Annotated in this window: 24 protein-coding genes; 4 read left to right on the top strand and 20 right to left on the bottom strand. The window is 44.2% G+C overall.

Going from position 1 to position 24,618, the window contains the following annotated elements; all coding sequences use genetic code 11:
• Nucleotides 1–6: 6 nt before the first annotated feature.
• The 5 genes from ACXAD6_RS05490 to ACXAD6_RS05470 form a co-directional block, all read right to left on the bottom strand.
• On the bottom strand, nucleotides 7–576 hold the full coding sequence (locus tag ACXAD6_RS05490; protein ID WP_474967987.1) for a histidine phosphatase family protein: 570 nt from the start codon (nucleotides 574–576) through the stop codon (nucleotides 7–9).
• Nucleotides 567–1,307, bottom strand: a complete 741-nt coding sequence (locus tag ACXAD6_RS05485) for a class I SAM-dependent DNA methyltransferase (RefSeq protein WP_474967986.1) — start codon at nucleotides 1,305–1,307, stop codon at nucleotides 567–569. The genes ACXAD6_RS05490 and ACXAD6_RS05485 overlap by 10 nt, the downstream gene beginning before the upstream one ends.
• 14 nt (nucleotides 1,308–1,321) lie before the next feature.
• Entirely contained in the window at nucleotides 1,322–1,744 is a 423-nt protein-coding gene (fosB, locus tag ACXAD6_RS05480) for a metallothiol transferase FosB (protein ID WP_474967985.1), read from the bottom strand.
• Between the two features lie 94 nt (nucleotides 1,745–1,838).
• Nucleotides 1,839–2,084 carry a hypothetical protein gene (locus tag ACXAD6_RS05475; protein WP_474967984.1) on the bottom strand — a complete coding sequence of 82 codons (246 nt, stop codon included), beginning with the start codon at nucleotides 2,082–2,084 and terminating at the stop codon, nucleotides 1,839–1,841.
• Nucleotides 2,081–2,713, bottom strand: coding sequence for a lysozyme family protein (locus ACXAD6_RS05470; RefSeq protein WP_474967983.1), 633 nt, complete (start codon nucleotides 2,711–2,713; stop codon nucleotides 2,081–2,083). The genes ACXAD6_RS05475 and ACXAD6_RS05470 overlap by 4 nt, the downstream gene beginning before the upstream one ends.
• Before the next feature lie 418 nt (nucleotides 2,714–3,131).
• On the opposite strand from ACXAD6_RS05470, the gene ACXAD6_RS05465 reads away from it, so the two are divergent.
• A complete protein-coding gene (locus ACXAD6_RS05465) occupies nucleotides 3,132–3,581 on the top strand; it encodes a DUF1569 domain-containing protein (RefSeq protein WP_474967982.1) in 450 nt (149 codons plus the stop codon).
• A 119-nt stretch (nucleotides 3,582–3,700) separates the two neighbouring features.
• On the opposite strand, the gene ACXAD6_RS05460 is transcribed toward ACXAD6_RS05465, so the two are convergent.
• The 7 genes from ACXAD6_RS05460 to ACXAD6_RS05430 all read right to left on the bottom strand — a co-directional run bounded on the left by ACXAD6_RS05460 (nucleotide 3,701) and on the right by ACXAD6_RS05430 (nucleotide 8,840).
• Nucleotides 3,701–4,183 carry a hypothetical protein gene (locus ACXAD6_RS05460; RefSeq protein WP_474967981.1) on the bottom strand — a complete coding sequence of 161 codons (483 nt, stop codon included), beginning with the start codon at nucleotides 4,181–4,183 and terminating at the stop codon, nucleotides 3,701–3,703.
• A complete protein-coding gene (locus tag ACXAD6_RS05455) occupies nucleotides 4,183–4,386 on the bottom strand; it encodes a helix-turn-helix transcriptional regulator (protein ID WP_160835229.1) in 204 nt (67 codons plus the stop codon). The genes ACXAD6_RS05460 and ACXAD6_RS05455 overlap by 1 nt, the downstream gene beginning before the upstream one ends.
• A gap of 1,069 nt (nucleotides 4,387–5,455) precedes the next feature.
• The gene (locus tag ACXAD6_RS05450; RefSeq protein WP_474967980.1) at nucleotides 5,456–5,995 is read right to left on the bottom strand and encodes a GNAT family N-acetyltransferase; all 540 of its coding nucleotides are present in this window, start codon (nucleotides 5,993–5,995) and stop codon (nucleotides 5,456–5,458) included.
• Between the two features lie 173 nt (nucleotides 5,996–6,168).
• Entirely contained in the window at nucleotides 6,169–7,242 is a 1,074-nt protein-coding gene (locus ACXAD6_RS05445) for a peptidyl-alpha-hydroxyglycine alpha-amidating lyase family protein (RefSeq protein ID WP_160842210.1), read from the bottom strand.
• Between the two features lie 311 nt (nucleotides 7,243–7,553).
• The gene (locus ACXAD6_RS05440) at nucleotides 7,554–7,733 is read right to left on the bottom strand and encodes a hypothetical protein (protein ID WP_474967979.1); all 180 of its coding nucleotides are present in this window, start codon (nucleotides 7,731–7,733) and stop codon (nucleotides 7,554–7,556) included.
• Nucleotides 7,734–7,908: 175 nt separating this feature from the next.
• Complete coding sequence (locus ACXAD6_RS05435; RefSeq protein WP_474967978.1) at nucleotides 7,909–8,094, bottom strand: hypothetical protein; 186 nt, start codon at nucleotides 8,092–8,094, stop codon at nucleotides 7,909–7,911.
• Nucleotides 8,095–8,294: 200 nt separating this feature from the next.
• Nucleotides 8,295–8,840, bottom strand: a complete 546-nt coding sequence (locus ACXAD6_RS05430; RefSeq protein ID WP_474967977.1) for a DinB family protein — start codon at nucleotides 8,838–8,840, stop codon at nucleotides 8,295–8,297.
• Nucleotides 8,841–9,417: 577 nt separating this feature from the next.
• Here ACXAD6_RS05430 and ACXAD6_RS05425 point away from each other — a divergent pair.
• Nucleotides 9,418–10,068: a hypothetical protein gene (locus ACXAD6_RS05425; protein WP_474967976.1), complete on the top strand. Its 651-nt coding sequence runs from the start codon at nucleotides 9,418–9,420 to the stop codon at nucleotides 10,066–10,068.
• A gap of 212 nt (nucleotides 10,069–10,280) precedes the next feature.
• Here the strand turns inward: ACXAD6_RS05425 and ACXAD6_RS05420 are convergent, their stop codons facing one another.
• The 4 genes from ACXAD6_RS05420 to ACXAD6_RS05405 all read right to left on the bottom strand — a co-directional run bounded on the left by ACXAD6_RS05420 (nucleotide 10,281) and on the right by ACXAD6_RS05405 (nucleotide 15,763).
• Nucleotides 10,281–10,469: a hypothetical protein gene (locus ACXAD6_RS05420; protein ID WP_474967975.1), complete on the bottom strand. Its 189-nt coding sequence runs from the start codon at nucleotides 10,467–10,469 to the stop codon at nucleotides 10,281–10,283.
• Between the two features lie 318 nt (nucleotides 10,470–10,787).
• A complete protein-coding gene (locus tag ACXAD6_RS05415; protein ID WP_474967974.1) occupies nucleotides 10,788–11,957 on the bottom strand; it encodes a type III PLP-dependent enzyme in 1,170 nt (389 codons plus the stop codon).
• A gap of 3 nt (nucleotides 11,958–11,960) precedes the next feature.
• Nucleotides 11,961–13,937: an IucA/IucC family protein gene (locus tag ACXAD6_RS05410; protein WP_474967973.1), complete on the bottom strand. Its 1,977-nt coding sequence runs from the start codon at nucleotides 13,935–13,937 to the stop codon at nucleotides 11,961–11,963.
• Nucleotides 13,934–15,763, bottom strand: a complete 1,830-nt coding sequence (locus tag ACXAD6_RS05405) for an IucA/IucC family protein (protein WP_474967972.1) — start codon at nucleotides 15,761–15,763, stop codon at nucleotides 13,934–13,936. Before ACXAD6_RS05405 ends, ACXAD6_RS05410 begins: the two co-directional genes overlap by 4 nt.
• 202 nt (nucleotides 15,764–15,965) lie before the next feature.
• Between ACXAD6_RS05405 and ACXAD6_RS05400 the strand changes: the two genes are divergently transcribed.
• Nucleotides 15,966–16,709 (top strand): hypothetical protein, encoded by a 744-nt coding sequence (locus tag ACXAD6_RS05400; protein ID WP_474967971.1) that lies wholly within the window; start codon nucleotides 15,966–15,968, stop codon nucleotides 16,707–16,709.
• A 42-nt stretch (nucleotides 16,710–16,751) separates the two neighbouring features.
• Here the strand turns inward: ACXAD6_RS05400 and ACXAD6_RS05395 are convergent, their stop codons facing one another.
• From ACXAD6_RS05395 to ACXAD6_RS05380, 4 genes are all read right to left on the bottom strand, one after another.
• Nucleotides 16,752–17,900 carry a mannitol-1-phosphate 5-dehydrogenase gene (locus ACXAD6_RS05395; protein ID WP_474967970.1) on the bottom strand — a complete coding sequence of 383 codons (1,149 nt, stop codon included), beginning with the start codon at nucleotides 17,898–17,900 and terminating at the stop codon, nucleotides 16,752–16,754.
• 1 nt (nucleotide 17,901) lies between these two features.
• Nucleotides 17,902–18,339: a PTS mannitol transporter subunit IIA gene (locus ACXAD6_RS05390; protein WP_474967969.1), complete on the bottom strand. Its 438-nt coding sequence runs from the start codon at nucleotides 18,337–18,339 to the stop codon at nucleotides 17,902–17,904.
• 14 nt (nucleotides 18,340–18,353) lie between these two features.
• A complete protein-coding gene (locus tag ACXAD6_RS05385) occupies nucleotides 18,354–20,465 on the bottom strand; it encodes a BglG family transcription antiterminator (RefSeq protein ID WP_474970367.1) in 2,112 nt (703 codons plus the stop codon).
• A 274-nt stretch (nucleotides 20,466–20,739) separates the two neighbouring features.
• Nucleotides 20,740–22,572 (bottom strand): PTS mannitol transporter subunit IIBC, encoded by a 1,833-nt coding sequence (locus ACXAD6_RS05380; RefSeq protein ID WP_474967968.1) that lies wholly within the window; start codon nucleotides 22,570–22,572, stop codon nucleotides 20,740–20,742.
• A 249-nt stretch (nucleotides 22,573–22,821) separates the two neighbouring features.
• Here ACXAD6_RS05380 and ACXAD6_RS05375 point away from each other — a divergent pair, with 249 nt between their 5' ends.
• Nucleotides 22,822–24,453, top strand: a complete 1,632-nt coding sequence (locus ACXAD6_RS05375; RefSeq protein ID WP_474967967.1) for an acetolactate synthase large subunit — start codon at nucleotides 22,822–22,824, stop codon at nucleotides 24,451–24,453.
• The last annotated feature ends 165 nt before the right edge of the window (nucleotides 24,454–24,618 follow it).

Below are 24,618 nucleotides of genomic sequence, written 5' to 3'. Positions count from 1 at the left end.
TTCTCCTTATCCATGCACATGTACCCAGCCAGCATCCAACAAAAAATCTTTCCTTGTAAGGGAACGGGATTCCAGGATCTCCCTGAACGAGGTGATTGTTCCATCATGGGACAATAAAAACACTCTCCCTTTTTTCCATTTTCGGCACCGATGGAGAAACCGCCGACCATAATCGAAGAATACCTCATCATTCATATGATTGATGCCGTGGTCCCATAATTCAGGCTCACATTTCTCATCCACATGGAGACAGGAAGCGGATACTTCTTCGATAGATATTATTTCGTCACAAGGGAGCGTTTTACATCCCGGTCTCTGCGGAAAAATCCGTGGCCCTGCCCAAGGAGTGACCATTCCCTCTGCCTCTCCTGAGTGATTCCAGTAATGAAACGTCTCAAGTGTACGGACCGTCGGACTGATGTAAACAAAGTCCCCGCTCCTGAGGGGAAGTGTCTTATGCAGTTCTGCTGCCTGTTGAATTCCTTCTCCAGTTAAAGCGGGATGCCGGCGGTGCAGACTTTCCGGCGGATTCACCGTATGCCAAGCTTCCGCATGTCGGACAAAGGTCACATCCACCCTTTTTCACCACCTAAAATAAGAAACAGAGGAATCCTCATGCGCCGTTCATATTCCTTTTTCTCAAGAAAAGCGTCCGGCTCCGGGCAGCCTTCTTTCAGTCCTGTTATCTGGAATCCCGCCTCCAGAAGTTCCTGAACATATGCTTCTACAGGGCGGTGATGTTTAATGACCTCATGATCGATCCAATGTTCCTTCCGCTCTCCTCTATGAAAATAATCATCCACCACCCAGTTCGTACGCCCCCCAGGCTGGTCAGACGGCGCTGTAGTCGATGTCAGAAGCGGATGCTGCACACTGAATACAAAGCGGCCGCCGGGCTTCAGGCCTTGATAGACGCTTCGGAAGACAACGGACACCTCTTCTATATAATGGAGCACCATCCTTGAAGTAATCAGATCATAGGCTTCCGGTTCCATTCTAAAATCTTCCACCATTGTATGGTGAAGACGGGCACGGACGGCTTTCAGGTTTTCCTGTGCGGCCTTAAGCATGTTTGCTGATCCTTCTACTCCCTCATAGATCCGGCAGCCGGCCCTGCAAAGGTCCAAGCCAAAGGATCCATCTCCACAGCCGAGGTCCAGCACCCGCTGGTCATGAACCTCTCCCACCATGTTTAGAAAAGCCGGCTTTTCCATCGCATTATTCGGACTATCATGGCGGTTGCGCCGGTGTAAAAAAGCATCAAAAAATTCATTTTCGTCATAAATAGATGAACCGTTGTATCCCATCCTGCCCCTCCTGATCAGTCATCATAAAATTCCATATGCGGCTTCGTCTTTTTGTAATGATCCATCCTGTCCGCCAATGTCCCGGTATGAAACTCGAATTTATGCCCATCAGGATCTGTAAAATAGACCGATGACCGATCGCCGGTTTCCCTTTCCCTTCCGCTCAAAATGTTTACACCCCGGTCCTCCAGCTTCAAGACCATTGATGGGAGTTCGTTTTCCTCTATGGAAAAAGCGGTATGGGTGTAGGACGCCTGCTCAGGCCTCGGTATATCCTTTTCTTCGTTAAGGGCCAGCCATATCCCTGCAAGATCAAAGTAAGCGGTCGTTCTCCCCTTCGCAAGCAGACGCGCTCCGAAAATGTCCTGATAAAAATGGATGGAGCGCTCCAGGTCGGAGACTGAATAAAGAAGATGGTTCAATCCGGCTGCCTTCATCCACCGTCACCCTTTCTATGAAACTTCGTTTATTATTTCAAAATAATTGAATATTTTCAATCATATTCCACACAAAAAACCCCGGGATGCGTTCTCATTCCCGGGGTTCTCCACAGCGGCATGTGTAGGCTTCGAAGGTATATGTCTGATAAAGCAGCGGAACGGCTCCCTTTTCCGCCGGCGTCTGATAGACTTCGACAAGAGGAGCCACATCCTGCGCGGCCGCTCTGGCTGCAGCAGCCTCTATATCCTCTTCCTTTTCAATTTCATAACGGTTCATAGCTTCAAATAATGATTCGTGCGGACAGACATCATAGGTGATCGCTGTAAAAGCACTCATGATACGCCACCTTCTTCTTCATAATAATCGAGAACAGCATCTACATAATAGATATCCCCATAACAGGCATCATACTGCTCCGCTTCTTCCCGGATACAGCTGTATTCCCCCGTATCCTTCAACTCTTCATATTTTTCCGCTGAAAAAGAAATGGCCAGTTCCTGTGTATATTCACCGCCACGGTTCATGACATAATCGATGAAGCCAGCCCCGAAGTTGTAGGCCTGCAGGGCAAGCTTGACATCGCCATCTGCCTTTTCCAACGTTGTGGCAAAGTAGGAAACGCCCTGCCGGATCGATACTTCCGGATCCTCAATACACCCGACTTCCCCGCAGTAGGACTCAGACGCCTGCATCGGATCATCTCCTCGGCCGCCGGATTCCTGCATCATAAGGGCAAGCAGCACATCCGAATGGTCTGCAATCCCCTCTTCAGCTGCGTAGTTCTCCACTTCCTCTTCATACTGCCGGACACTGTCTGAGAGCGGGTCCGTCTCCTCCTCGACGATACTGCTCATCACTCCACCACCACCAGCTTCCTGTACGATGAGATAAACAAGACCGGCCGCTAAAAGGAGAAAAAGAAAAGGTCTCCACGGGCCGGATGCGTTACGTTTACTGGATGCCATTGCCTTTCCTCCTTTTCTTCTCTCTTTATCATACAATAGGATGAAGAGATTGATAGAATAAATGCTCATGAAACCGTACACTGAAGAGCTTATAAAGTATTCCAAAAGTCCTGTTCTACTCCCCTATACAGCCATACAGACCAACAGAATGTTCTCTAACTTTTAAACGAAGGAACTGTTAACGTTCACTGTTGATTTTATTACAAAAAGGAACTTCCAATTTAATGAAAGGTCCTTTTTGTATTTGACTTATTCAACTAAATCCTTTTTACGTTAAGATGTGATTCCGGATATCTTGAAGCAGATTTCTAACTAAGTCATCCATTAGATAAAAGGATTAAATAACGTTGACGTTGTACTATATATTAAATATTCGAGGGCAGTTTTGGATTAAAATAAAAACTAAAGGAGTATTCTAATGAAAAATATTTTTGAAATCACGTATACAGAGGATATATTAAATCGTATCGAACGACTAAATGTAAATTCACAACCAAAATGGGGAGAATTGGATGTGTCTCAAATGTTAGCTCATTGCTCTTCTTTCCAAGATATCGCAATGGGAAATACTTTTCCCCCACGTGGTTGGTTAGGGTTATTAGTAGGTAGATTTGCAAAACCTATCTTTTATAATGACAAACCTTTAGATCACAATATGTCGACTATTCCAACCATTTTAATTACATCTAAAAAAGATTTTGAAATGGAAAAAGAAAAACTGAAACAAAAAATAATCATATTTCAAAAAAATGGACCAGAGGCTTGCACAGATCATCCACACCCTTTTTTCGGAAAACTCACTTCCGAACATTGGGGAAAAGGAACCTACAAGCATCTTGACCACCATTTAAAACAATTTGGTGTGTAGTGGCAGAAGTTAAAAAAACCGTACCATCAAAAATTCACCTGCTTTATCAGAAAAATAGCTTAATGCCTTGTTAATTCTTGTGCTTATGTAATAAAGGGCTATTGTACAATCGGCTCCCATTAACGAGAATATAGAATTTTGAATGAGATTAAATAGAAGATTAGACCTACTATTGGTATCGAAGCTGTCGTGAACATAGGATACCAAACAAAATCTAGAAAATAGTTTGGAACGAACATATATGAACCGAGGATTAAAAATGAATACAACAATATAAAAGCAAATGCAAAACGTACTGCTTTTCCAGTTATCTCCACCGACCGTTCATCTGAGGCATCATATTCAGGTAAGATATAGTCTTCCATTCTTGCTTGTTTATTTTTCCCCATAAAAAGTAAATGAATCACATTCATAATGACTACTATTATCGTGATGCCAATAAATACTTGGCCCACCATATTATCTATATTTACGGAAAACCCATCGATATATCCTCTTCCTAATAACTCAAATTGTTGTTCAACTCTAACAGATTCATAAACCATAATCCCTAGTGAAACATAAAGTAAAGACCTTATAATAATTGTCAAATATAACCTCATTACTCTTCTCCTTCTTTATAAAAGATATTTTCTATCGGCTCATTGAAAACTTCTGCAATATTCATAGCTAGAAGTAATGAAGGAACGTAACTTCCCTTTTCCAATGAAACAACCGTTTGCCTGGTTACACCAATCTTTTCAGCCAAATTTCCTTGTGTTAGGTTGTATCTTGCTCTTAACTCTTTCACGCGATTAATCAACAATCAACATCACTCCTAAATTTTCCCTCTGTTATTGTAAAGTCAATTATTCTTTTTGTAAAGTTCATTTTACTTCCCGAACATCAAAACTCCTTTTTTCAAACAAAAAAACTGTACCATATCTTCAGAGTACAGCTTGCAATATTTATTTCTCCACTTCCCCGCCTAATTAGTACAAAAGCAGGCTATTATTGTTGAACAAACCTGCTCCGTCAAGGCAATATACGAAAGTAATTATTCAACTAAAGTTCCCGTTTTTATAAGACTTAATACTGAGATAACTTAAGATTGAATTAAAACTTAACGATTCAATATTCAAGCCACCACAGCCTTATTATAAAAGTGAATCAAAGCTATCTAAAATAAGCAGCCTCCTTATTGGACCGTCTGCTCTTATTGTAAAGTTTTGTTTTACTGTTTTCTTATATAACTTATATATATGCCAATTAATCCACCTACTGTAAAAGCAAATACGGTAAAAGCAGATATCTGGGCACTAGGAAGATCTCTGTTAAAAATATTATAGATTGATATAACCACTATCAAAAATAAGCCTATTAGACTTAGAGTTAATTTCATTTTGCAATACCTCCTGACAAGTAATCTTTTATCTCACCATACAAGACCTTACTAATTTGGATAGTAACATAATGTTTCATCTCAAATTTAAGCCTTCAACTATCCTAATTAACATAAGAAGGAAGCGATCCCCAATGTTCAAGAAACGCCCCCTTTCCTTGGATACTTGATTTCGAGATATTCTTTAGTTCGTTATCTTAATTTAACTGTCCCTTTACATGAAAAAAGTAGCTATTTTTTCGTGAATTGAAATTATCAATCCATATAATGAAACGTAGAGTAGTAATTTCCCGTAATACATGTAATCTTATCTGGAGGTGCATGATGAAAGATATTTTCAAACTTATATTCGCAGTAATTTTAGGTATAGCATTGTGGGATGGAATAAAATACATATGGAATCTACTAATTTAAACCGTAAAAAAACAACCATTTTTTGGTTGTTTTTATACTGTCAAAAAGTTATTGCGGAAAAGCCCCCGTTCTTTGAAGTTCAATTGTTGTCTTCCTTTTCCAAATCCTCAACCAGCATTCCATATACTATACTGTCTGTCCACTCACCTTTGCTCCAGTAATCCTGTTTGAAGTGCGCTTCTTTTCTCATGCCTATTCGTTCACACAGCTTTTGAGAGGCTAAATTCCTTGCATCCAAGGTGGCTTGGATCCGATGCACTTTCACTTCTTCGAATAAATACTTCACTAATTGACTAACTGCCTCTGTTGCATATCCCTTACCTGAATTTTGATCAGAAAAGCTATAGCCAATTTCAACCGTATCTTTAACCCCTGTAAACCATATAGATAAATCACCGATCACGCTTGTACTGTCCACTACTGCCAGACTTAAGCCAGTTTCTTTAGTAAGAGAACAGTTCTCCAATTTCTTCTGAAATAACTCCTGCATGTTTTCACATGTCCATTTTTCGTGCAGTAGATACCTGCATGTCTCCTCGTTATTGTAGATGTTAAATACATCTTGTAAGTCAGTCATTTTAAATGGTCTGATTGTTAACCTTTCAGTAGCGAATTCCAAGAGAGAACCTTCCTCCTTAGCTTTATTTAATCTATTTAAGAATTGTCCCCGTTTGTTTAATACTCGATTTCAAAATAAAAGCATCTTTTTAATCACTCTAAAAATATTGCTAGCCTTTTTATTACCTTTAAAAAAAGAAGGACTGCTAAGCACACGACCTTCTTCATGTTTATCTATTTTTCCTTATACATCTGCAACCGATGATTCTCGAGTTCTGCCACAAAGATATCCCCCTCTTGATTCACGGCGATATCATGAGGGATTTTCAATTCTCCATCCTTGGAACCCCAACTACCAAACCGATTGATAATCTTACCGCTTTGATTCACGACCAATATTTGATGAGAACCTATTCCACCTTTTGGATAAAGAGCATTTCCGCCATCTGCTACATAGACGTTACCGTTATCCCCAACTTCTACACCGAAAGGGCGTCCCAGCTCCTGCTGACCCCACTCATTCAGGAATTCACCATCCTGTGAAAACACCTGAATTCGTGCATTGTTTCTGTCCGCTACATATAAATTCCCTTTCTGATCGTGAGAAATTCCATGGGGAAGATTAAATTCACCAGGACGGTCCCCCAAGTTATTCTTTTCCCACAAGAATTGTCCATTAGCACCAAATTTTACAATTCGTCGATTACGGTAACCATCGCTGACAACAAAAGACCCATCATTCATGACAGTTACATCCGTAGGCCTCGCAAACGTATATTTCGTGATTCCGGTCGGAAAATTGTGCAGCACATTCCGTATTCGTAAAGCAGGTTCCATATAAAATGGATAATCATCACCAAATGTAGCCTGTAAACGACCGTCTGCTGTAAACTTGTACACTTTGTTTTGGATGATATCCGTAATCCACACATTGTCTTCATGATCAATCTCGAGGCCATGAGGAGATGCAAATATATTCTTTCCCCAGCGGGCTTTAACTTTTTTTGTATCTCCATCTATGACGATAAGTGCCGGTTCCTTGATTAGACTTTCACCGCCATATTCAGAACTGCCCCGATGTAAGTAGTAAATATCTCCTTTACTGCTTACTGCGACGCCACTCGCCTCCCCGGCAATCTTTTTATCTTCGTCACTCTTTGGCCAGAGAACTTCCGGTTCATAGGCGGCTGATTGTTTTGACACAGGGGCTTCTTTATATACTGTATCACTTCCTCCACGGCTGAACCATGCAATCAATGCTCCTAGCAGGACGATAATTCCTATTAGAATGTATAAACTCTTTCTCATTATCTTTCAACTCCATCATGATTTATTGCTGATAAGAATGTAACATAGGTTGGAATGATATTTCGTCTGACCCTGGACATAAAAATGTATAGGACCAGAGACGTATGGAATATCTAATAGTTTTAGCATAAAAGATTTGGTATTATATCGACTCCAATTCTTCTATTAATCTGCCCGTTAACCAAAAAGAAGCGATTGTTCTAATTGAACAATCGCCCCCGTTTCTACAAAACTTGATTTCGAGATATTTTGTGTTATTAATTAACAAACTCACCCATGAGCTATAGAACATATATAATGAATAAAACCAATTATTTATTCTCACTTGACTTATAAACTCTTGCGCCAGTCACTAAAATCCCTCCAACTATGAGTATTAGTGTTGAGTAGGAAAAAGACACTGGTACATCTTTAACAAAGTTCAATACTATGCCAATTGCCATTAAAATTGCTCCAGTAAAAAATATAGCTTTGCGTAATTTAATATTCAAGAGAACCACCCTCTCTAGTTTCCCCTAGTTCATTCATAAAGAAAAAAATTTAATTGATAAAATTTAGTAACCCCACTGCTCCTTTAGTTATAAATCTAAATACAACTAAATTTATATTTTAGGGTAAACACTCTATTGAGCAAACGCCCCCGTTAATGGAACATGCAAAAATCAATCATTCACAAGAAACAGACCAATTAAATGCTAGAAAATCTTGCTCAATCTTTGGAGTTTTATTGTTATCAAAACAGGCTTTCTTGGTGTATTCGAGGGAGTTATAGTTCAAAAAAACAGCGACTGTCAGTAGTAGAAAAGCAATGGCTGATACTATAAAAAAACTTTTGGTCTTTACCTTCTTCATATCAAAAACCTCCTCTTAATAACTTGTGTGTCTTCTAAAACTCTTCTGGTCCGTCAGTTAAATAGCTAAATGCCCCGATATTCCTTGTGCATATGTAATAAAGGACAAAAACCTCTATTGGAGAATCGCCCCCGTTAACGTAAGACTCGATATCAAGATAATATCAATGGATATGTTGGCTTAAAATTGTTACCTATAGATTATCTAAGATTGGGGGAATTATTATTTCTATTATCAGAAATTAATCTCTTTAATAACCTAATTTGTCCTCGATGATTAATTTCGTCCTCTAAGACATGGAACCAAAGGTAGTAATTATTGTAAAGTGTACCGTTGTCCCACTGTTTTTCTTCAAATAACCACTCATCTGGATAACCCCTTAATTTATATAGAGACCGTTCTCTAACTCCAGCTAGCTCATTAAGATAATACTCTAGATCCTTTTTTCTTATTTGTTTTCTAGCTGTTGGTCCAAGTTCTAAGGCAGCTTGCCACTTTTGTAGTTCATCATTGTTTATATCACGTTCTTCAAATGAAATTATTTGATGGACAAACTCGATAGAAGCTATATGTAATAAAAGGCTCCCTATTGTATTTGAACTCTCATCCGCAAAAAAATCTAAGGCATCCTGGCTTAAACCCTTAACTTCTTGTAACGTAACTGCTCTTGTGTGTTCTAACACAGACACTAGTTCCCCTATTTTTCCTGAAAAATTTTCAACGCTCTTTATTCTATAGTCAATCATCCAAAAACCTCCTAATAAGTCTATAACAAGGTTATCAATTTATTCTGAAAAATATAGCCTGAAATTTTAAAAACAAAAATGTTATAATAAAATCAGATATACAAAAAGAGCAAACCAATTATTGGTTTGCTCCTTCTATTAGTGGGGATTCTTTATTATATAAACGCCCCCGTTAACTTAAGACACGAATTCGAGGTAAATTGAAACACACTTTAAGTAACACACCTATTATTGGAAAGAATTGCGTATATTATTTTTTAATCGTCTTGACAATCCGAATGATAAGAAATAAGCCAATGACTATTATCGCGTAGTTCAAAATAAGCGCAAAAATTTCAAAGCCAAAATCACCGCTCCCATAGTATTTGAACCAGTTAAGTGGAAACCCAAAGAAGTAATATGGTACCTCCCTTTCAATCCCTATGTATGGCAAAAAGGAGAGAAACAGCGTAAGTATCAATGCACCACCGTAAAAAAATTTCTTTTTGTTTTCATAAATCATTTTGTTTTACCCCCACAGTTTCAAAATAATGTAAAATAATGATTGCTTATTCTATTATATTCCAATTATACTTATTTGGAAGATAAATTGGAGAGGAAGAACACTGTGAAAAAGAAAATAGGACTATTGTTACTGGTTGCCTTCATGCTTATGGGAACATTGGGGTCTCAAGTTTCAGCCACCTCCTCAAACACTAAGACTAGACAACTCATCGAGGAAATGAAAAGGATAGATTCAAGTAATGAGGACTTGGAAATTATAACTGCGAGCGAGTTACCTGAAGGAACTCCGGTTATGAATTTCGATACTCTGGAGGAATTTGAAAAAGCTCTTGAAGGTATGGAGGTAGATAAGGGCTATGAGGGTGACGATGCAGTATTAGTATATGATAATAAAGAAGAAACAGCGGATGATCCAATCCCATCGGTTGATGATATGGATAACCCAGATGCGAGTACGAAGAGCGGTTCAGCAAGAATTAAGTGGAGCACGTATTCTGTTTTCAAAATCTGGCTTCCAAATACAATGTATATCGACTTCTCTTATAAGTACAAAGGTTCCGGTTCAAGTAAAAAGTTTTCTTCAATTTCATCTGTTGCATCTTTTAGCAGTGGATTTCCTTCCAATTGGGTCCAAACGACTCGTTCCGCGAACTTTTATGATAACTCCAAGGGTGTAAAGATAAAAATCCAAGGTTATCATTTATTATTTAACTACACATCATAGTTATCACTTAAAAAAATAATCCTTTTACCACTTCATAAATTGCAATTCCTACTACTACCCCTAATAAAAATTTTACGAAGTTCATAGTTTTCCTTTCCAAAACGTTTCCCCCTTTATCTAAGCTTCGATTTTATTAAACATCATTAATGTTGAAAGCAAACATTATATTGAACAATCGACCCCTTATCCGTAAGAAAGCAGCTTATTACTCGTCACATCAACTCTCGTTTCTCCTTTTCCTTACCGAATAAGTGATGAAAACTTATTTCAAATATCATAAAGCCTACAATAAGTCCTGCAATATATGGGGAGGGAGAGTCAATCGCAAAGAAAATGATTAAACATAAAGCAAAAGTAACCATACCAGCAAGGATTGAATATTTAACATATTTATTACTCACCTTAAAAACCCCCTATAATAAATTACGAACTGCCCACTTTAAAGTTTCAAAAATCATCCATTCCCACCTATTATCTCGAAACTGAGTCTTCCAAAAACCTGCCCGTTTCTTGAAGACTCAGTTTCAAGGTATATATCCAAATCCGGGAACAAGATACAATGGTTACATCATGAAAGTAGAAAATCTAAAGTTATTATAATAGAACGCTCATTCGCATTCTTCGGATATCATCAACAAGCTTTAACAGTATCCAAACTTAAAAATGCTGTCGAAAGCTTTCTCGACAGCCTTGAAGCCTCCTATTATGGACGGCTTACATTATTCATTCAAATAAATCATCTGAGGTTTAGGATGACTTAAAAAGTCATGGTGTGAAATCGTCCAGGCATAAGCTCCGGCATATTCAAAAACAACGAGGTCTCCGGCACGAAGCTTATCCACCTGCTCCCCGCGGACGAGGACGTCATTCGGCGTACATAGTTCTCCAGTAATTGTTACATCCTGATTTAAAACACCCGGACGCGGCCAGTTTTTCTCCCACCTATCTACAGGAATGACCTGGAACGGATGACTCATTTTCCACGCCGCCGGCAGACGTAGATGATGAGAGCCGCCGCGGACAAGGGCAAAGGCCTGCTCATGGTTTTCCTTCACGTCCAGAACCTCTGTTACATAATAACCACATCCGGCTGTCATATAGCGTCCCAGTTCCAAAATCACTGTCATGTCCCCGACTTCTTTCTCCAATTGTTGGATACCTTCAACGAACGTCATCCAGTCAAAAGGTGTGTCCGGGTCCCAGTAATTGATACCGATGCCTCCCCCGACATCGACAGTTTCCAGATCCAGGTGGAACGCACTGGCCCAGTCCTTAGCTTTCTGGATGCAGAGACCGGTAAAAGCGACGTGCTTGTCCGCATCGAGGTTGTTGGACATAGCATGAAAATGAAACCCCTTCACATGAATATGATCCAGTCCGGCTGCGGCATTCAGGATATCCGGCATTTGATATTCATCGATACCGAACTGGGTGGGTGTTCCAGACATCATATGATGACTTTCCGGCACATCCTTCCGAAGGTTGACACGCAACAGGACAGGCATGACTTTCCCAGCTTTTCCTGCCGCTTCATTGATCCGGTAAAGATCATGGAGGCTTTCTACATTGATGTAACGCACCCCTTTTTCTACAGCGGCTGCGATTTCCCTGTCTTTCTTTGCAGGCGCACCGAAAAGAAGCGGCCGATCTCCCCCTGCTTTATTCATCTCCTCCTCTGATGCCGTGTCAAAACCGTCTACGATAGGAGTAAGCGCTGCTAAAATATGAGGGTCCGGGTTGGCTTTTACAGCATAATACAGGTCACAAAAATCCGGCAGGCTCGACTTCAGTGATTCCGCATGGCTTTTCAGCTGCTGTAAGTCATAGACATACGCACAGATGGGATCTTTTCCTTGATGCTTTTCATTGATGATCTTCTCGATATCCATTCCTTATTCCTCCACAACCTGATGCCCCAACGGATTCGGCACTTCATTGTATCCATACCCTTGACTGTTCGTAAGACGCATTTTTGTCAACGATTTGTGCATGACCACAGGCTGATAGAGGAAATCACGATCTTCCTTCACAGCCTTCTCCGATGCTTCATCAACTGCCAAATCGTCCAATATCTGTTCACACTGCTGTTTCACAACGTCCCAGAACCACGGCTCTCCGGCATTTGTCCACTCACTCAGCTGGCGGATGATTTCCCCGAGGTGATTTTGGAAGACCGTGTAATACAGCTTATGGTGCATGTCGGACAAGTTGTTCGTTACACTGACAGAATCAGCGGCAAACGCCGGGGTATGACCGCGGCTGCGGAGACGGTCTGTACAAATACGCGATCCGCCCCAGTCACGAAAGAAGAAACGGGAAAGACGGCCGTTTTTAAAGACGGGAATACTGTTCTGCAAATGCCCCTCCAGGGCGATGCCGTATTTCACCATCAGTTTCAAATATCCAGGAAGAACTTTCTCAACATAGGTCTTGAAAAAGCTTTCCGATGCTTCTGCTATCGTAAGGTTTTCACAGCGGCTCAGTTCTTCGATTATATCTCTCAAAACGGTCCGGCCGCTGATCGGAGATTCGGCATAGAGGGCCATTCCAGCCACCGCCCATTCCCCATCCTCCAAATGATGGTCGATGTCTTCCCGCAGCAGCATTGTTAAATTCCTGCTTTTAAGGCGGTCGTCCGATTGGAAGGCCGCACCGGAAAGCTCCATCAGAGGAACGAAGCTCTCCATATCTGATTCTTTTTCGTAAATGTCCTTGATCAGACGGGAGAAAACCGTGGAATTCATAGCCGTCTGCATCGAAATCGACCGGATTGTGGATGTCATCTGACTGTTGACCGCCAATTTTATGACCGGTTGATTCCCTTTCGGGGCCACAGTTCGAAAGGATGAGGTAGCTTCTGCATCCAAGTATGGCTGATCTAATAGAACAACCATCCCGCTTTTTATCTCCTCTTCATAAATAACAGGTAGAGCGTTTTCCATCTGCCACGGATGGACAGGGATCATCTCATACTCCTCCGCGTCATACCCTTTATCTGAAAGCTCCCGGCGGGCAGCCGATGTCTGATCCGTAAAATACTTCTCCAGACCGGTCTCTGTCATAACAAGCGCACTCCGCTTCACAGCTGCAAACCGGATGATAAACGGCTGATGAAATTCAGGTGAAAACCGGAGCACATCCGGATAGGAAAGACCGAGTTTCGTCTTAGCTCCCGGATGTAAATGATGCCCCTCGACGACAAGTTGTTCGAAAAACAACCCTGGTGAAAATCCGGACCCTCTTTTTTTAAAGGCCAGATAAGAAAAAAGTGTATCCGCTCCAAGATTATAGGCTTCCTTCTTCACTCCATCCTTCCATACCTCATCAAAAGCAAGAGCCATTGTTAAATTCGCCGTTCCATTATTCAGTTCCCGTGTAAATGGGAAGAGGTTCGGAAAATCCTCCACGGAAAATAATAGATGAAGAAGGTCAGCCGCTGATTCCACACGCCGGCAGCCTTCGCTGGAGACAAACAGGATCCCCTCTGCTGTTTCAATCATTTGGAAGGCCGAAACCCGGCGGATCGGAAATAAGACACCATAGTCACCCCGGCAGATGAACAAATAGTCCCTGCCTTCTTCGAGAGGATGGTTTTTCAGCCCCTTATACAGACGCTCTTCCGAGACGGGGACTCCATCTGCCAGCAGCGTCCCACGCTCCACTTCAATCTTCCGGGCGGTTTGATACATCCCCTGAATGTTCTCGCGAAGAATCGAATCGGCCAGTTTATGCAGAATTCCCTTTCTCCCGTTGTTTCTATGTTTATGGAAATAGGGTACGAGTTCCGGATACGAGGTGGTCAGGAACTCCAGACACTTCTCCTCTTCAAAAATCGGTCGGGGCATCGTGTGAAGTTCTGTAGGAATCATTTCTTCGTCACCTCCTTTGTCAGTGGATTGGGAGCATCCACATAACGATAGTCTGTATATTGATCTGTGAGTCTCATTTGAACGAGGGCTTTCATCTTAGACGGGCCGGAACATAAGGCCCTCTCGTCTTCTTCCGCATCTTGTTGAATGGAAGGAAGCTTCCTCAACTCTTCATATTGATCATGAATAACCCTTCGGACTTCCTCCCACATCTCATCCTCTCCACAGCCAAGAGATCTTGCGAGAGCCGTAATGATTTCGCCGAAGTGATTATGAAGCAGTGCATGAGAAAAGACATGCAGGAGATCATCCGGTTGCTCGGTCAGCAGGTTCGTAGCCGGATCAATCGGCAGTTGATCAAAGAAGCGTTCGAGCCGCCCGCTCATTATCCGGATACCGCCATAATCTCTCAAAATGATACGCTCAGGCCGTCCTTTTGAGAAGACGACCACACAATTCTGCAGATGCGCTTCCATTGCAATACCATATTTCGTCAAAAGCGTCAGAATGGGAGGGAGGACAGCCTCTGCATAGGCTTTGATAAACGACGCTGCCGTTGAATGTTCCATCGACTCCATCATTTCCCGGGCAATTAACATACCGCTGATTGGGGAGTCAGCCACAAGAGCAGCCGCCGGGACAGCGACTTCGTCTTCATTCAGATTCTGTTCCGGATTTTCCCGAAGAATGGCTGCCAGATTCTTCTGCTTTTCATGTCTGACATCAGCAGATAACAGACCTTTGGGTTCATAATATAGACCGGCGGGTTCCTTCATCGCAGACAGCCGTCCGGCCAAATCGCGGTCCTGACTTAACAAGGTTTCAAAAAGACGGGATAAGGCAGGACCGTTCTTTGTTGAAGCGGCGGACACGGTCCTGACTGCACTCGTCATTTGTACGTTCACAGCCGTTTTTATATGATGACGGGTGACGCTTCCTTCGGGAGCAAGGGTGCGAAAAGAAATCAAGGCTGTCATAGGCAGGGTGTACGCTGGGACCGGAAATACCAGACCGCTGTCCAGTTCTTCCTTATAGTCCGGTTCTATCGTATGCTCCCACTGCCACGGATGGACAGGAAGAAGTTCATAGTCCTCCCTGTTGACTTCCTTCTGTCTGCAGGCCGCTTCAAAAGCATGCTCCAGTCCTTGATATTCTTTGAATAAAATGGATGAAGCTGTTTCCCCTCCCATCGTCGTCTGCCGCACGACGTCTTTATGTACCGCTGCCGGAATGACACCTGGCTTCCCCGCCCATTCCGGCGCAAACGTGCGGATGTCCTCCGTACTCAAACCCATTCGTGTGCGTGATCCGGGATGGATCGTATGCCCCTGAATGACCCACTGTTCAAAATAGACGAGTGGACTGAAAGAAGCATCCGCCCGTTTTTTATGTTCCACATAGGAAAGCATCGTTTCCGCTCCCCTTCTGCGGGCTTCTTTAACGGCTGTCGCTTTCCTGACAGATGCCGCCTCAAGGGCCAGGGCATAGTTGGAAGCACTGTTGACCATTTCATCATAAAACCGCTGGACGGACTCTTTTTCATCAGGGGCATACAGGAAATCCAGCAGCTGTTCCGGCGTTGTGACCGCAGACTCCGCCCCCTTATCGTCTATATGAAAGACACGGCTGATATCTAATTGGCCGAGCATGTATGTTTTTTCCACGATCACATGGATTATTCCTCTGTTGGCTTTCAAGCGGATTTCTCTGTCCCCATTCTTCCATTCATAAGCAAAAACATGCTCACGTATGATGGCTTGAAGAAGCTGATGGAGCACAGATAACGACGCTTTTTCTTGATGTTGAAGTTTACGCATTTCTTTCATTTCTGTCACCTCTTGCCGGGGTTCATTTTATGTACCGGGGTCTATTCCCTCAAACAATAGGGAATAATCTCCCCATACTGCCTGTAACGTTAGAATACTCTTCTCCCCCCTCTGGTTATGCTCTACCTGTTGTCCAAAGACAGAAAATATTTTATACTTGATAATGATTATCACTATAAAATCACATGTAGGAGTCATATTTATGAAGACTGCATTCCAAAATATTCAAAAAAACCATCGCATCTATATCGGGAGCCGGCATGCCGGACATGTCTCACATAACGTCACCGACCTGATTGAAAATAAAGAAAACCTTGAGTGTCTGTTGACCGCTCAGGCGGACAATCTTGAAGCCCCGAATCTGTCTGTTGCCGGGCTGTTATTTGGAAAAATGTACTCGGTTCTTACGATGGGCCTGTTTGAATCCATCGTCCGTCATGGCATTTTGTTTGATGGACATCCGGAGCATTATGGGATTCAACAGAAAGAAAAGAACGTCATGAATTACATCCTTGCGGAAGACTGCGTCCATAAAGTCGCAGATGTATCCGAGGCGTATGTGAAAGCACAGATTCGTACGTTCATCGTACATCATCTGCAGCCTTTGTTCCAGACAGCCGCCCACGTTTCCAAGTGCAAGGCGGCCCATATGCGTTCCATCGTTTCCCACAACCTGCATCAACGCATGTGTGCGCTTGAAAAAGAAGGGGTGGATCCGGACCAGTTGGAAAAGGTCTTCCGTTGGTTCACATCAAACGAGCTATTCCATGAAAATGAGCGCAATCCGCTCTACTTCAAATTCCGCTGGTACACCTCTGAAGAGGGAAAACAAACCTATGTCCGCCGTCACTGCTGCATGAAATATATGCTCCATGATGCGGATAAAAGCAAATGCTGTCCGACCTGCCCGCTCATTACTGATGAGGAGCGCAGGGACCGGATATAAGGAAAACCCCCGCCAGGCTTACGTACTGGACGGGGGTTGGTTTTATGCTTTCATTTGATTGTATTTCTGTTCTACGAGCTGGACGAGCGGATGACCGGCGTCCAGACCTGACACGCGGACCAATGTGGCTTGAAGTCCTTCGTTTTTCAATTCTTCCTGGATTTCAGCTGCTTCCGGATCCTCCTTATAATCATACAAGAGGGCCGCAGCAATGACTTCTGCCAGGTGGGACGGCTCTTCGTTCATACGTTCAGCATACTCAAAGGCTGGACGAATCAAACGGTCTTTCGGTCCAAGCTTCCTTTTCGGCGCACGCCCGACGCGGGTCACTTCATCAGATAGATCCGGGTTTTCGAAGCGCTCGATGATTTTATCGGCATATGCTTGATGTGTTTCTTTGTCAAAACCGTACTTCTCTATGAGAACGGCCCCTGTTTCAGCGAGCGTACCACGAAGAACATCCTTCACTTTTGGATCATTCATCGCTTCCATAATCGTCTTATGACCATAATAATAGCCGAGATAAGCAGGAACCGCATGCCCTGTGTTAACGGTGAACAATTTCCGTTCAATATACGGCGTTAGATCACTCACATACGTAATGCCTTCGACCGCTGGACGATCTCCTTTGATTGCCGGCGTTTCCACAACCCACTCATAGTAGGGTTCTACCTTGACGGCAAGCGGATCTTCGTTGGCCTGATCAGGAACGATACGGTCGACCGCTGCGTTCGGGAAACCTGTTTCCGCAAGAACAGCGTCCGCTTCATCCCCCTCTAGATGCTCCAAAACCGAGGCTTTTAATGATTCACTACCACCAATCATGTTCTCACAGGCGATCACATTTACGGGACCACCGTTGTTCTGGCTGCGCTGCTTCAAGCCTTTAGCTAAGAGGCCTGAGATGACAGAGAGAATGTGGGGGCCGACCGCTGTCGTAACCAGATCCGCTTCAGCAATCGCTTCAATAACGGCCGCTTCCTGCTGGATACTGTTCAAACCGGAAACGTGTTGCACTTCCAGGGATTCAGCTGATCCGGCAAGCTCCACCGTGTAACTCCGGCGTTCATTCAACTGATTGATCAGCGTTTCATTGACATCGACGAAAATCGTTTCAAATCCTGACTGGTCCAGCAGAGCTCCGATAAATCCTCTGCCGATGTTTCCTGCTCCAAAATGAACGGCCTTCATGTTATTCCACCTCGCTGAACATTTGAATGACTTCTTCCTTGCTTTCCGCTTCAATTAACTTTTGTACGTTTTCTTCTTCCGAACATACAATCGCAATTTGAGAAAGAATTTCAAGGTGCTCATCGCCTTTACCAGCAATACCGATCAACAGCTTCACGATGTTTCCGCCTCCGAAATCCACCCCTTCTGGTACCGTCACCACACTGATGCCTGTTTCAAGTACCACTTTCTTCGCATCCTCCGTACCATGGGGGATCGCTACAAAGTTACCCATGTAAGTGGAAGTCAGCTCTTCACGTTTCAGCATTTCATCAATATAGGACGCCTCTACATACCCCTGGCCATTTAAAATACCGCCTACATAACGGATCGCTTCTTCCTTTGTCGCCAGTGTTTGGTTCAGTTCAATGTTTTCTTTTGTCAAAATGTTGTTAGACATGATTCATTCTCCTCTTATTGTTTAGTTTGTAAATATTCATAAAGCTTTGTGCTGAGGTAATTGACGATGGTGTCTTCCTCTCTGGATTCCAGAACAGCCACACATTCTTCCTCCTCAACAATCAGCGAACTTAAGTAACTCAATGTTTCGAGACCCTCTCTGCTCATATCCGCCGGTGCGAGCATAAGCAGAATGGTGTGTACGTCAGCGGGTTCCCCACCCATATCGACAGCCTTCACCGGCTCATGAGTGAAGTGGATTGTAAAGGAAGGCTCTTTCACCGACTCACTGCGTGTATGGTACAATGCAAGAGCTGTGCCGGGGATGGCGAGCCCGCCTTTCTGCTCCCGATCCAGCAAGGCTTCAAGAACATCAGGACCGTTTGGAATGAAACCGTCTGCGGCCAGGCGTTCCGTCATCGCTGTCAATACACGGGGCATACCATAACCATCTGCCTCCAGGACGCGGAGCCTGTTCAGCAGATGATCAATCACATCGGCAAAGCTCCTCCAGCTTTTCAGCCTGTGTTTCACCTGTCGGAAGTCCACCCGGGTCACCGAGGGTTTCGGATCCTTTTTCGCTTCTTTCAAATGACGAAACACCTGGATACGACGGATGGTGTGCTCCAGCTTATGAACATCCTTCTGCGGCAGAACAGGACTTACCCTTACATAATCGTCTATATCCGGAAGCTCAATCGTAGAAACGATCAGGTCATAATCTTCCTTCATCATATCCTTCAATTCAAAAAGCGAGCGATGCTCAACGGATTCGATTTCATTGAACCGCTTTTGAAGCTTAGCGGCGAGGATCTTAGCCGTCCCGATTCCGCTTGAGCAGACAACAAGGACATCCAGTCCCCTTCTGCCTTCCAGCTTTAAGAGAGCGGAGGCGAAATGCATGACAACAAAGGCCACTTCTTCTTTCGGAAAGTAAAGATCAGGAAAAACTTCAGCAAGACTTTCTTCGATATGGACGAAAAGCTCCGGGTAATCTTCCACCATCTGTTCGGTAAACGTATTCTCAATCCCCATTTGGTGCTTCAGCCTGTATAAGCTCGGCTTCAAGTGAGCTACAAGGTCATGCAGCAGGCGGTCGGACTCGTGAAAATGGATGCCGGTTCGATTTGTAACTTCTGTAATCAGCTGTTTCGTTTGTACAGCAATGCTCATACTTGACTCCTCAAGTACAGAATGACGGTCGTAACGCGCTTTGGCTCCCATCAAGTGCATCGTAATGAAACCTGTCTCCGCTTCCGGAATGTCCAGTTGAAACGCATCCGCCAGCAACCGTGTCAGCTCCCTCGCAAATCCGAACTCTTTGGAATGACGAAGCTTATCCAACTGTTCTTCTTCCATATGAATCATTTCTCCGTATTGAATCCGCTCGATCGCAAGACCAAGGTGGATAACGAGAGCGATATAGGCGCTGTCTGCCAGCGGGTAATGCAGGTTATTCCTCAATTGTTCCACATGGGTTTCAATTCGAGTCAGCTTGTCCGGCTGCACAAAATCCAGCAGCTGACCGGATATAGAGGATACCGGCTTTTTATCGGCCTGCATATTCTGCTGAAGGAGCGAAAACAAATCCAGTTCATTCAAATGCTTCATAAGCAGCGAACTGATGGCTTTACGGATACCCGATTCAGGGCCGCTCACTTCCACTCCATAGCCCCGCCTGCGGACGAGCGTCAATTCAAAATCCGCTAAATAGCTTTCCACTTTATCTAAATCATGACTGGCGGTTGCCACCGTCACTCCAAGGTCAGTGGCCAGCGCGGACAATTTTACAGGCTCTCTTGATTCCAGCAGTTTGGATAAAATGAGCACCTGACGTTCTTCAGGCGTATAGTCGACCGTTTCCTGCTGATGCAGTTCCCGTTTAAACTGCTGCCTGTTTTCAAATGGGCCTTCAAGAATAAGTAATCCTCCAGATTGTTTGGATAAACGGAGCCCGTACTCCTCAAGAACACTTTCAATTCCCTTTAAGTCACGATGGACGGTTCTGGTGCTTATACCGAGATCCTCAGCCACCTGTTTGATCGTCACGGTCTCTTGCTCTGAAAAAAGCTGCTCTAAAATCTTTCTTTCGCGGGCTGTCACATACATCTGCCTCACCTCCCTCATTGACAACATTTAATTAGTTTATTTGCTATATTTCCATCTTAGCCAGGTTCGTAAGGGTTTTCAACAGAAAGTAAACCCACTCTCGTCACGATGGCTGTGACAAAATTAAAAAAGAAAACATTCTCCCAAAACTCCGACAGTTGGATCAGGCGCTTGCCGCTTATCGGTGAATGCCTGCGGTAGGACGGAAATGGTCTATCACATGAAGGCACGAGATATAATATATTTTGACCAAACAAAAAAGGAAGCCTCATGGGCTTCCTTTTTTTCGTGCTTATTCGTCTTCTTTCAATTCATTGACCAATTCATCATAGCGCGGGCTGTTCAGGAAGTTGTCCACGGAAATGTGGTGGGCTCCTGGTACACGCTGCATCGCACGCTCCGTCAAATCTTTGTGTGTGATGACGATATCCACATCCGATGGCAGGTCATTGATCGCCATGTTTGTCACATCAATGTTAATCCCTGCTTTTTTGAATTTGTTCTTAAGAAGGGAAGCTCCCATTGCACTGGACCCCATACCGGCGTCACAGGCGAAGATGATCCGGTCAATTTCCTTTTCATCCACGGCTGGGACTTCTCCGGTATTTCCAGATGGCGCAGGCTGCGCTTTTTCCTGGGATTCTTCAGGCTTCTCATCATTTTGCAGTTCATTGACAAGCTCATCATAGCGCGGGCTGTTCAGGAAGTTATCCACGGAAATGTGGTGCGCTCCCGGAACACGCTGCATGGCGCGTTCTGTCAAATCTTTGTGCGTGATGACGATATCCACATCCGATGGCAGGTCATTGATTGCCATGTTTGTCACATCAATGTTAATTCCTGCTTTTTTGAATTTGTTCTTAAGAAGGGAAGCTCCCATTGCACTGGATCCCATGCCGGCGTCACAGGCAAAGATGATCCGGTCAATATCCCCTTCACGTACAGATGGAACTTCTTCTGTATTTCCAGAAGGAGCTTCCTCTGTAAAAGCTTCATTTGCTTCTTCGTCCTTCGTCAACTGGCCGGAAACAGAACTCTTCTTCCCTTTCATCTGTTCCATCTGCGCAGTCGCCTGGTTCAAATCGTCTTCCTCCTCTTTCTTGCTCAGCTTCAGAATCAAGGAAGCGACAAGGAAGGAAGCAAGAGCGGCAATCAATACACCTGCAATTACTCCCAGCAGATCTCCACGTGCTGTCAACGTCCCGATGGCGATGATACTACCCGGAGACGGTGTAGCTGTCAGTCCGACACCAAGAGCGGCAAAGGTTGCTGTACCTGATACACCACCAGCAATAACGGCTAGAAGCAGAGCCGGCTTGGACAGAATGTACGGGAAGTAGATTTCATGGATCCCACCGAAGAAGTGGATGATCGCAGCACCAGGTGCTGTCTGGCGGGAAACCCCTTTTCCAAAGATCGTAAAGGCTAACAAGACACCAAGTCCAGGTCCTGGGTTGGACTCAAGCAGGAAGAGAATCGATTTTCCAAGATCCTGCGTTTGATCCACTGCAATCGGACTCAGGATGCCGTGGTTGATGGCGTTGTTCAGGAACAAAATCTTCGCTGGTTCAATAAAGACGTTGACCAGTGGAAGCAGTCCGGCACCAATCAGGAACTCTACCGCACTTCCGAGAATATTTGTCAGTCCTGCCATTACCGGACCGACCACATAATAACCAATGATAGCAAGAATACCTGCGGCAATACCGGCCGTAAAGTTGTTGATCAACATTTCAAAACCGGATTTCACTTTTCCTTCAAACAGTTTGTCTACATATTTGATGACAAGGCCACTGAATGGACCAATCACCATGGCACCAAGGAACATCGGAATGTCTGCTCCGACGATAACCCCCATCGTCGCTGTCGCACCGACCACTCCTCCGCGCAGACCGTGGACAAGACGTCCACCTGTGAAACCGATCAATAATGGAAGGAGATACGTAATCATCGGGCCGACCATTTCGGCTAAATCTTCGTTTGGAAACCATCCATCTGGTATAAATAAAGCGGTAATAAGTCCCCATGCAATAAATGCGCCGATGTTCGGCATGATCATACTACTTAGAAAGCTGCCAAACTTCTGTACCCGGGCACGGAAACCAGCTTGCTGCTTTTCACTCATTTTGTTTCCTCCTCGTCTCTTTCGTGTGTTTCTTCTGTAACCTTATGATAAAGCGGTTACAACCCATATCTCAAGACAATCTAAACGCATGTTTGTCACAGATGTCATGACAGGATTAAAAAACCTGTCATGGCGCGGTTTACCAGCCCTCCACATTCATCAAAACTGGAATGTGATCCCAGTTCTTGTTTGAGTTTCTGCTCACAGGGAACGTTTACACAAGATAATAAGGACAGGAGGAATAGGACGATGAATGCAGCTCAACTACTGATTCAATGCTTGGAAAAGGAAGGCGTCGAGTACATGTTCGGCGTGCCGGGGGAAGAAAATATTGATGTGATGGATGCTGTTTTGGACTCATCCATTCAATTTGTCACAGCAAGACACGAAACGAGTGCCGCTTTTATGGCAAGTACGTATGGACGTTTGACTGGAAAACCTGGTGTCTGCCTCGCCACGCTCGGGCCAGGTGCTGCCAATCTATTAACAGGAGTGGCCAACGCAAACATGGACCGCTGCCCACTGATTGCGATTACCGGTCAGGCGGGCCTTGATCGTCAGCATAAAGAGTCCCATCAGTACTATGACCTTGTCGATATTTATGAACCTGTGACCAAATGGAATGCCCAGATCAAAACAGGTGAAATGATTCCGGAGGCCGTACGGAAAGCGTACAAAGTGGCAGCGGAGGAAAAACCGGGCGCGACCCACATCGATCTTCCCGAAGATATTGCCGAAACCGAAGTAGAGGGAGCTCCCCTGTCAATCAGCCGCTCCACTCTGCCGGTAGCAGAAACGTCCGTGATCCAGGAAGCAGCGGAAATCATAAAAGAAGCACGGTTTCCACTCATCTTAGCCGGAAATGGAGTGACCAGGGCAGGAGCATCTGAAGAACTCCAAGAGTTGGCCGAAAAAGCCTCCATTCCTGTTGTCCATTCCTTTATGGGCAAAGGAGCACTCTCTTGGAAACATGAACACAACCTCTTTGCAGCAGGTAGCGGAACAGATTACATTACGTGCGGATTCAGCAAAGCTGATTTAATCATCACGATCGGCTTTGATATGGCAGAGACTCCTCCGGAAAGCTGGAACCCTTCCGGCCGTACTCCCGTCCTCCATATCGATACGGCAACGGCTGAAATCGATTCCCACTATCCGGTCAAGGTGAATGTCGTTGGGGACATCCGTAAAAACCTGGCTCAGCTGAATACATCCCTCTCAAGTCAGGAACGGGACCTTTCATGGGCCGAACATGTGCGCAGTCAGATGCTTGAAGATATGAACGCTCATAAAGATGATGACTCCTATCCCTTGAAACCGCAGAAAATCATCTCCGATCTGCGCCGGACTTTGAACGATGAGGACATCGTTATTTCCGACGTGGGCGCCCATAAAATGTGGATGTCCCGCCTCTATCCGGCCGCCCTTCCGAACACGTGTCTCATCTCCAACGGACTTGCTTCCATGGGGGTAGCTGTTCCCGGTGCTGTCGGTGCGAAGCTGGCTCACCCGGACAAAACAGTAGTGGCCGTGTGCGGGGATGGCTCTCTTTTGATGACAGAAGCAGAAATGGAAACGGCAGTTAGACTCCAGCTCCCTATCATCATTCTGTTATGGCGTGATGAAGGCTACGGATTGATTGAATGGCATCAGAAGAAGAAATTCGACCGCTCTTCCCATATCGGTTTCGGAAACCCGGATTTCTCCAAACTGGCAGAAGCATTCGGTTTTGAGTCTCTAACAGTAGAGAAAGGTGATGCTCTTACAGAAACCCTTAAACATGCCATTTCTTTAAACAGGCCTGTACTGATTGACTGCCCTGTCGATTACGGTGAAAATATGAAGTTGACGGAAAAACTAAACCAAATCCAATGCGACTGAGGGATTGGACAGGAAAGCAGATTCAATGAACGAATAAAAATAAGCGGAGCCTTATGGCTCCGCTTTCCAAGCTGTCGAGAAATTTATCGGCAGCTTTTTTGATCGTTTCTTTTTCTTCTTGTTTCCCATGTATGTAAGAACATGTCCAAGAGATTCTTTTCATAT

Source organism: Halobacillus sp. ABH2_015, assembly GCF_056158945.1.
Note: the sequence above shows the minus strand (reverse complement) of the source record. Positions and strands in the feature narration are given on the sequence as shown.

Coding starts and splice junctions, on each gene's coding strand:
- ACXAD6_RS05485 (WP_474967986.1), bottom strand. CDS start 1,307: ATGGGATACAACGGTTCATCTATTTATGACGAAAATGAATTTTTTGAT.
- fosB (WP_474967985.1), bottom strand. CDS start 1,744: ATGAAGGCAGCCGGATTGAACCATCTTCTTTATTCAGTCTCCGACCTG.
- ACXAD6_RS05475 (WP_474967984.1), bottom strand. CDS start 2,084: ATGAGTGCTTTTACAGCGATCACCTATGATGTCTGTCCGCACGAATCA.
- ACXAD6_RS05470 (WP_474967983.1), bottom strand. CDS start 2,713: ATGGCATCCAGTAAACGTAACGCATCCGGCCCGTGGAGACCTTTTCTT.
- ACXAD6_RS05465 (WP_474967982.1), top strand. CDS start 3,132: ATGAAAAATATTTTTGAAATCACGTATACAGAGGATATATTAAATCGT.
- ACXAD6_RS05460 (WP_474967981.1), bottom strand. CDS start 4,183: ATGAGGTTATATTTGACAATTATTATAAGGTCTTTACTTTATGTTTCA.
- ACXAD6_RS05445 (WP_160842210.1), bottom strand. CDS start 7,242: ATGAGAAAGAGTTTATACATTCTAATAGGAATTATCGTCCTGCTAGGA.
- ACXAD6_RS05435 (WP_474967978.1), bottom strand. CDS start 8,094: ATGAAGAAGGTAAAGACCAAAAGTTTTTTTATAGTATCAGCCATTGCT.
- ACXAD6_RS05430 (WP_474967977.1), bottom strand. CDS start 8,840: ATGATTGACTATAGAATAAAGAGCGTTGAAAATTTTTCAGGAAAAATA.
- ACXAD6_RS05415 (WP_474967974.1), bottom strand. CDS start 11,957: ATGGATATCGAGAAGATCATCAATGAAAAGCATCAAGGAAAAGATCCC.
- ACXAD6_RS05410 (WP_474967973.1), bottom strand. CDS start 13,937: ATGATTCCTACAGAACTTCACACGATGCCCCGACCGATTTTTGAAGAG.
- ACXAD6_RS05405 (WP_474967972.1), bottom strand. CDS start 15,763: ATGAAAGAAATGCGTAAACTTCAACATCAAGAAAAAGCGTCGTTATCT.
- ACXAD6_RS05400 (WP_474967971.1), top strand. CDS start 15,966: ATGAAGACTGCATTCCAAAATATTCAAAAAAACCATCGCATCTATATC.
- ACXAD6_RS05395 (WP_474967970.1), bottom strand. CDS start 17,900: ATGAAGGCCGTTCATTTTGGAGCAGGAAACATCGGCAGAGGATTTATC.
- ACXAD6_RS05390 (WP_474967969.1), bottom strand. CDS start 18,339: ATGTCTAACAACATTTTGACAAAAGAAAACATTGAACTGAACCAAACA.
- ACXAD6_RS05385 (WP_474970367.1), bottom strand. CDS start 20,465: ATGAGGGAGGTGAGGCAGATGTATGTGACAGCCCGCGAAAGAAAGATT.
- ACXAD6_RS05380 (WP_474967968.1), bottom strand. CDS start 22,572: ATGAGTGAAAAGCAGCAAGCTGGTTTCCGTGCCCGGGTACAGAAGTTT.
- ACXAD6_RS05375 (WP_474967967.1), top strand. CDS start 22,822: ATGAATGCAGCTCAACTACTGATTCAATGCTTGGAAAAGGAAGGCGTC.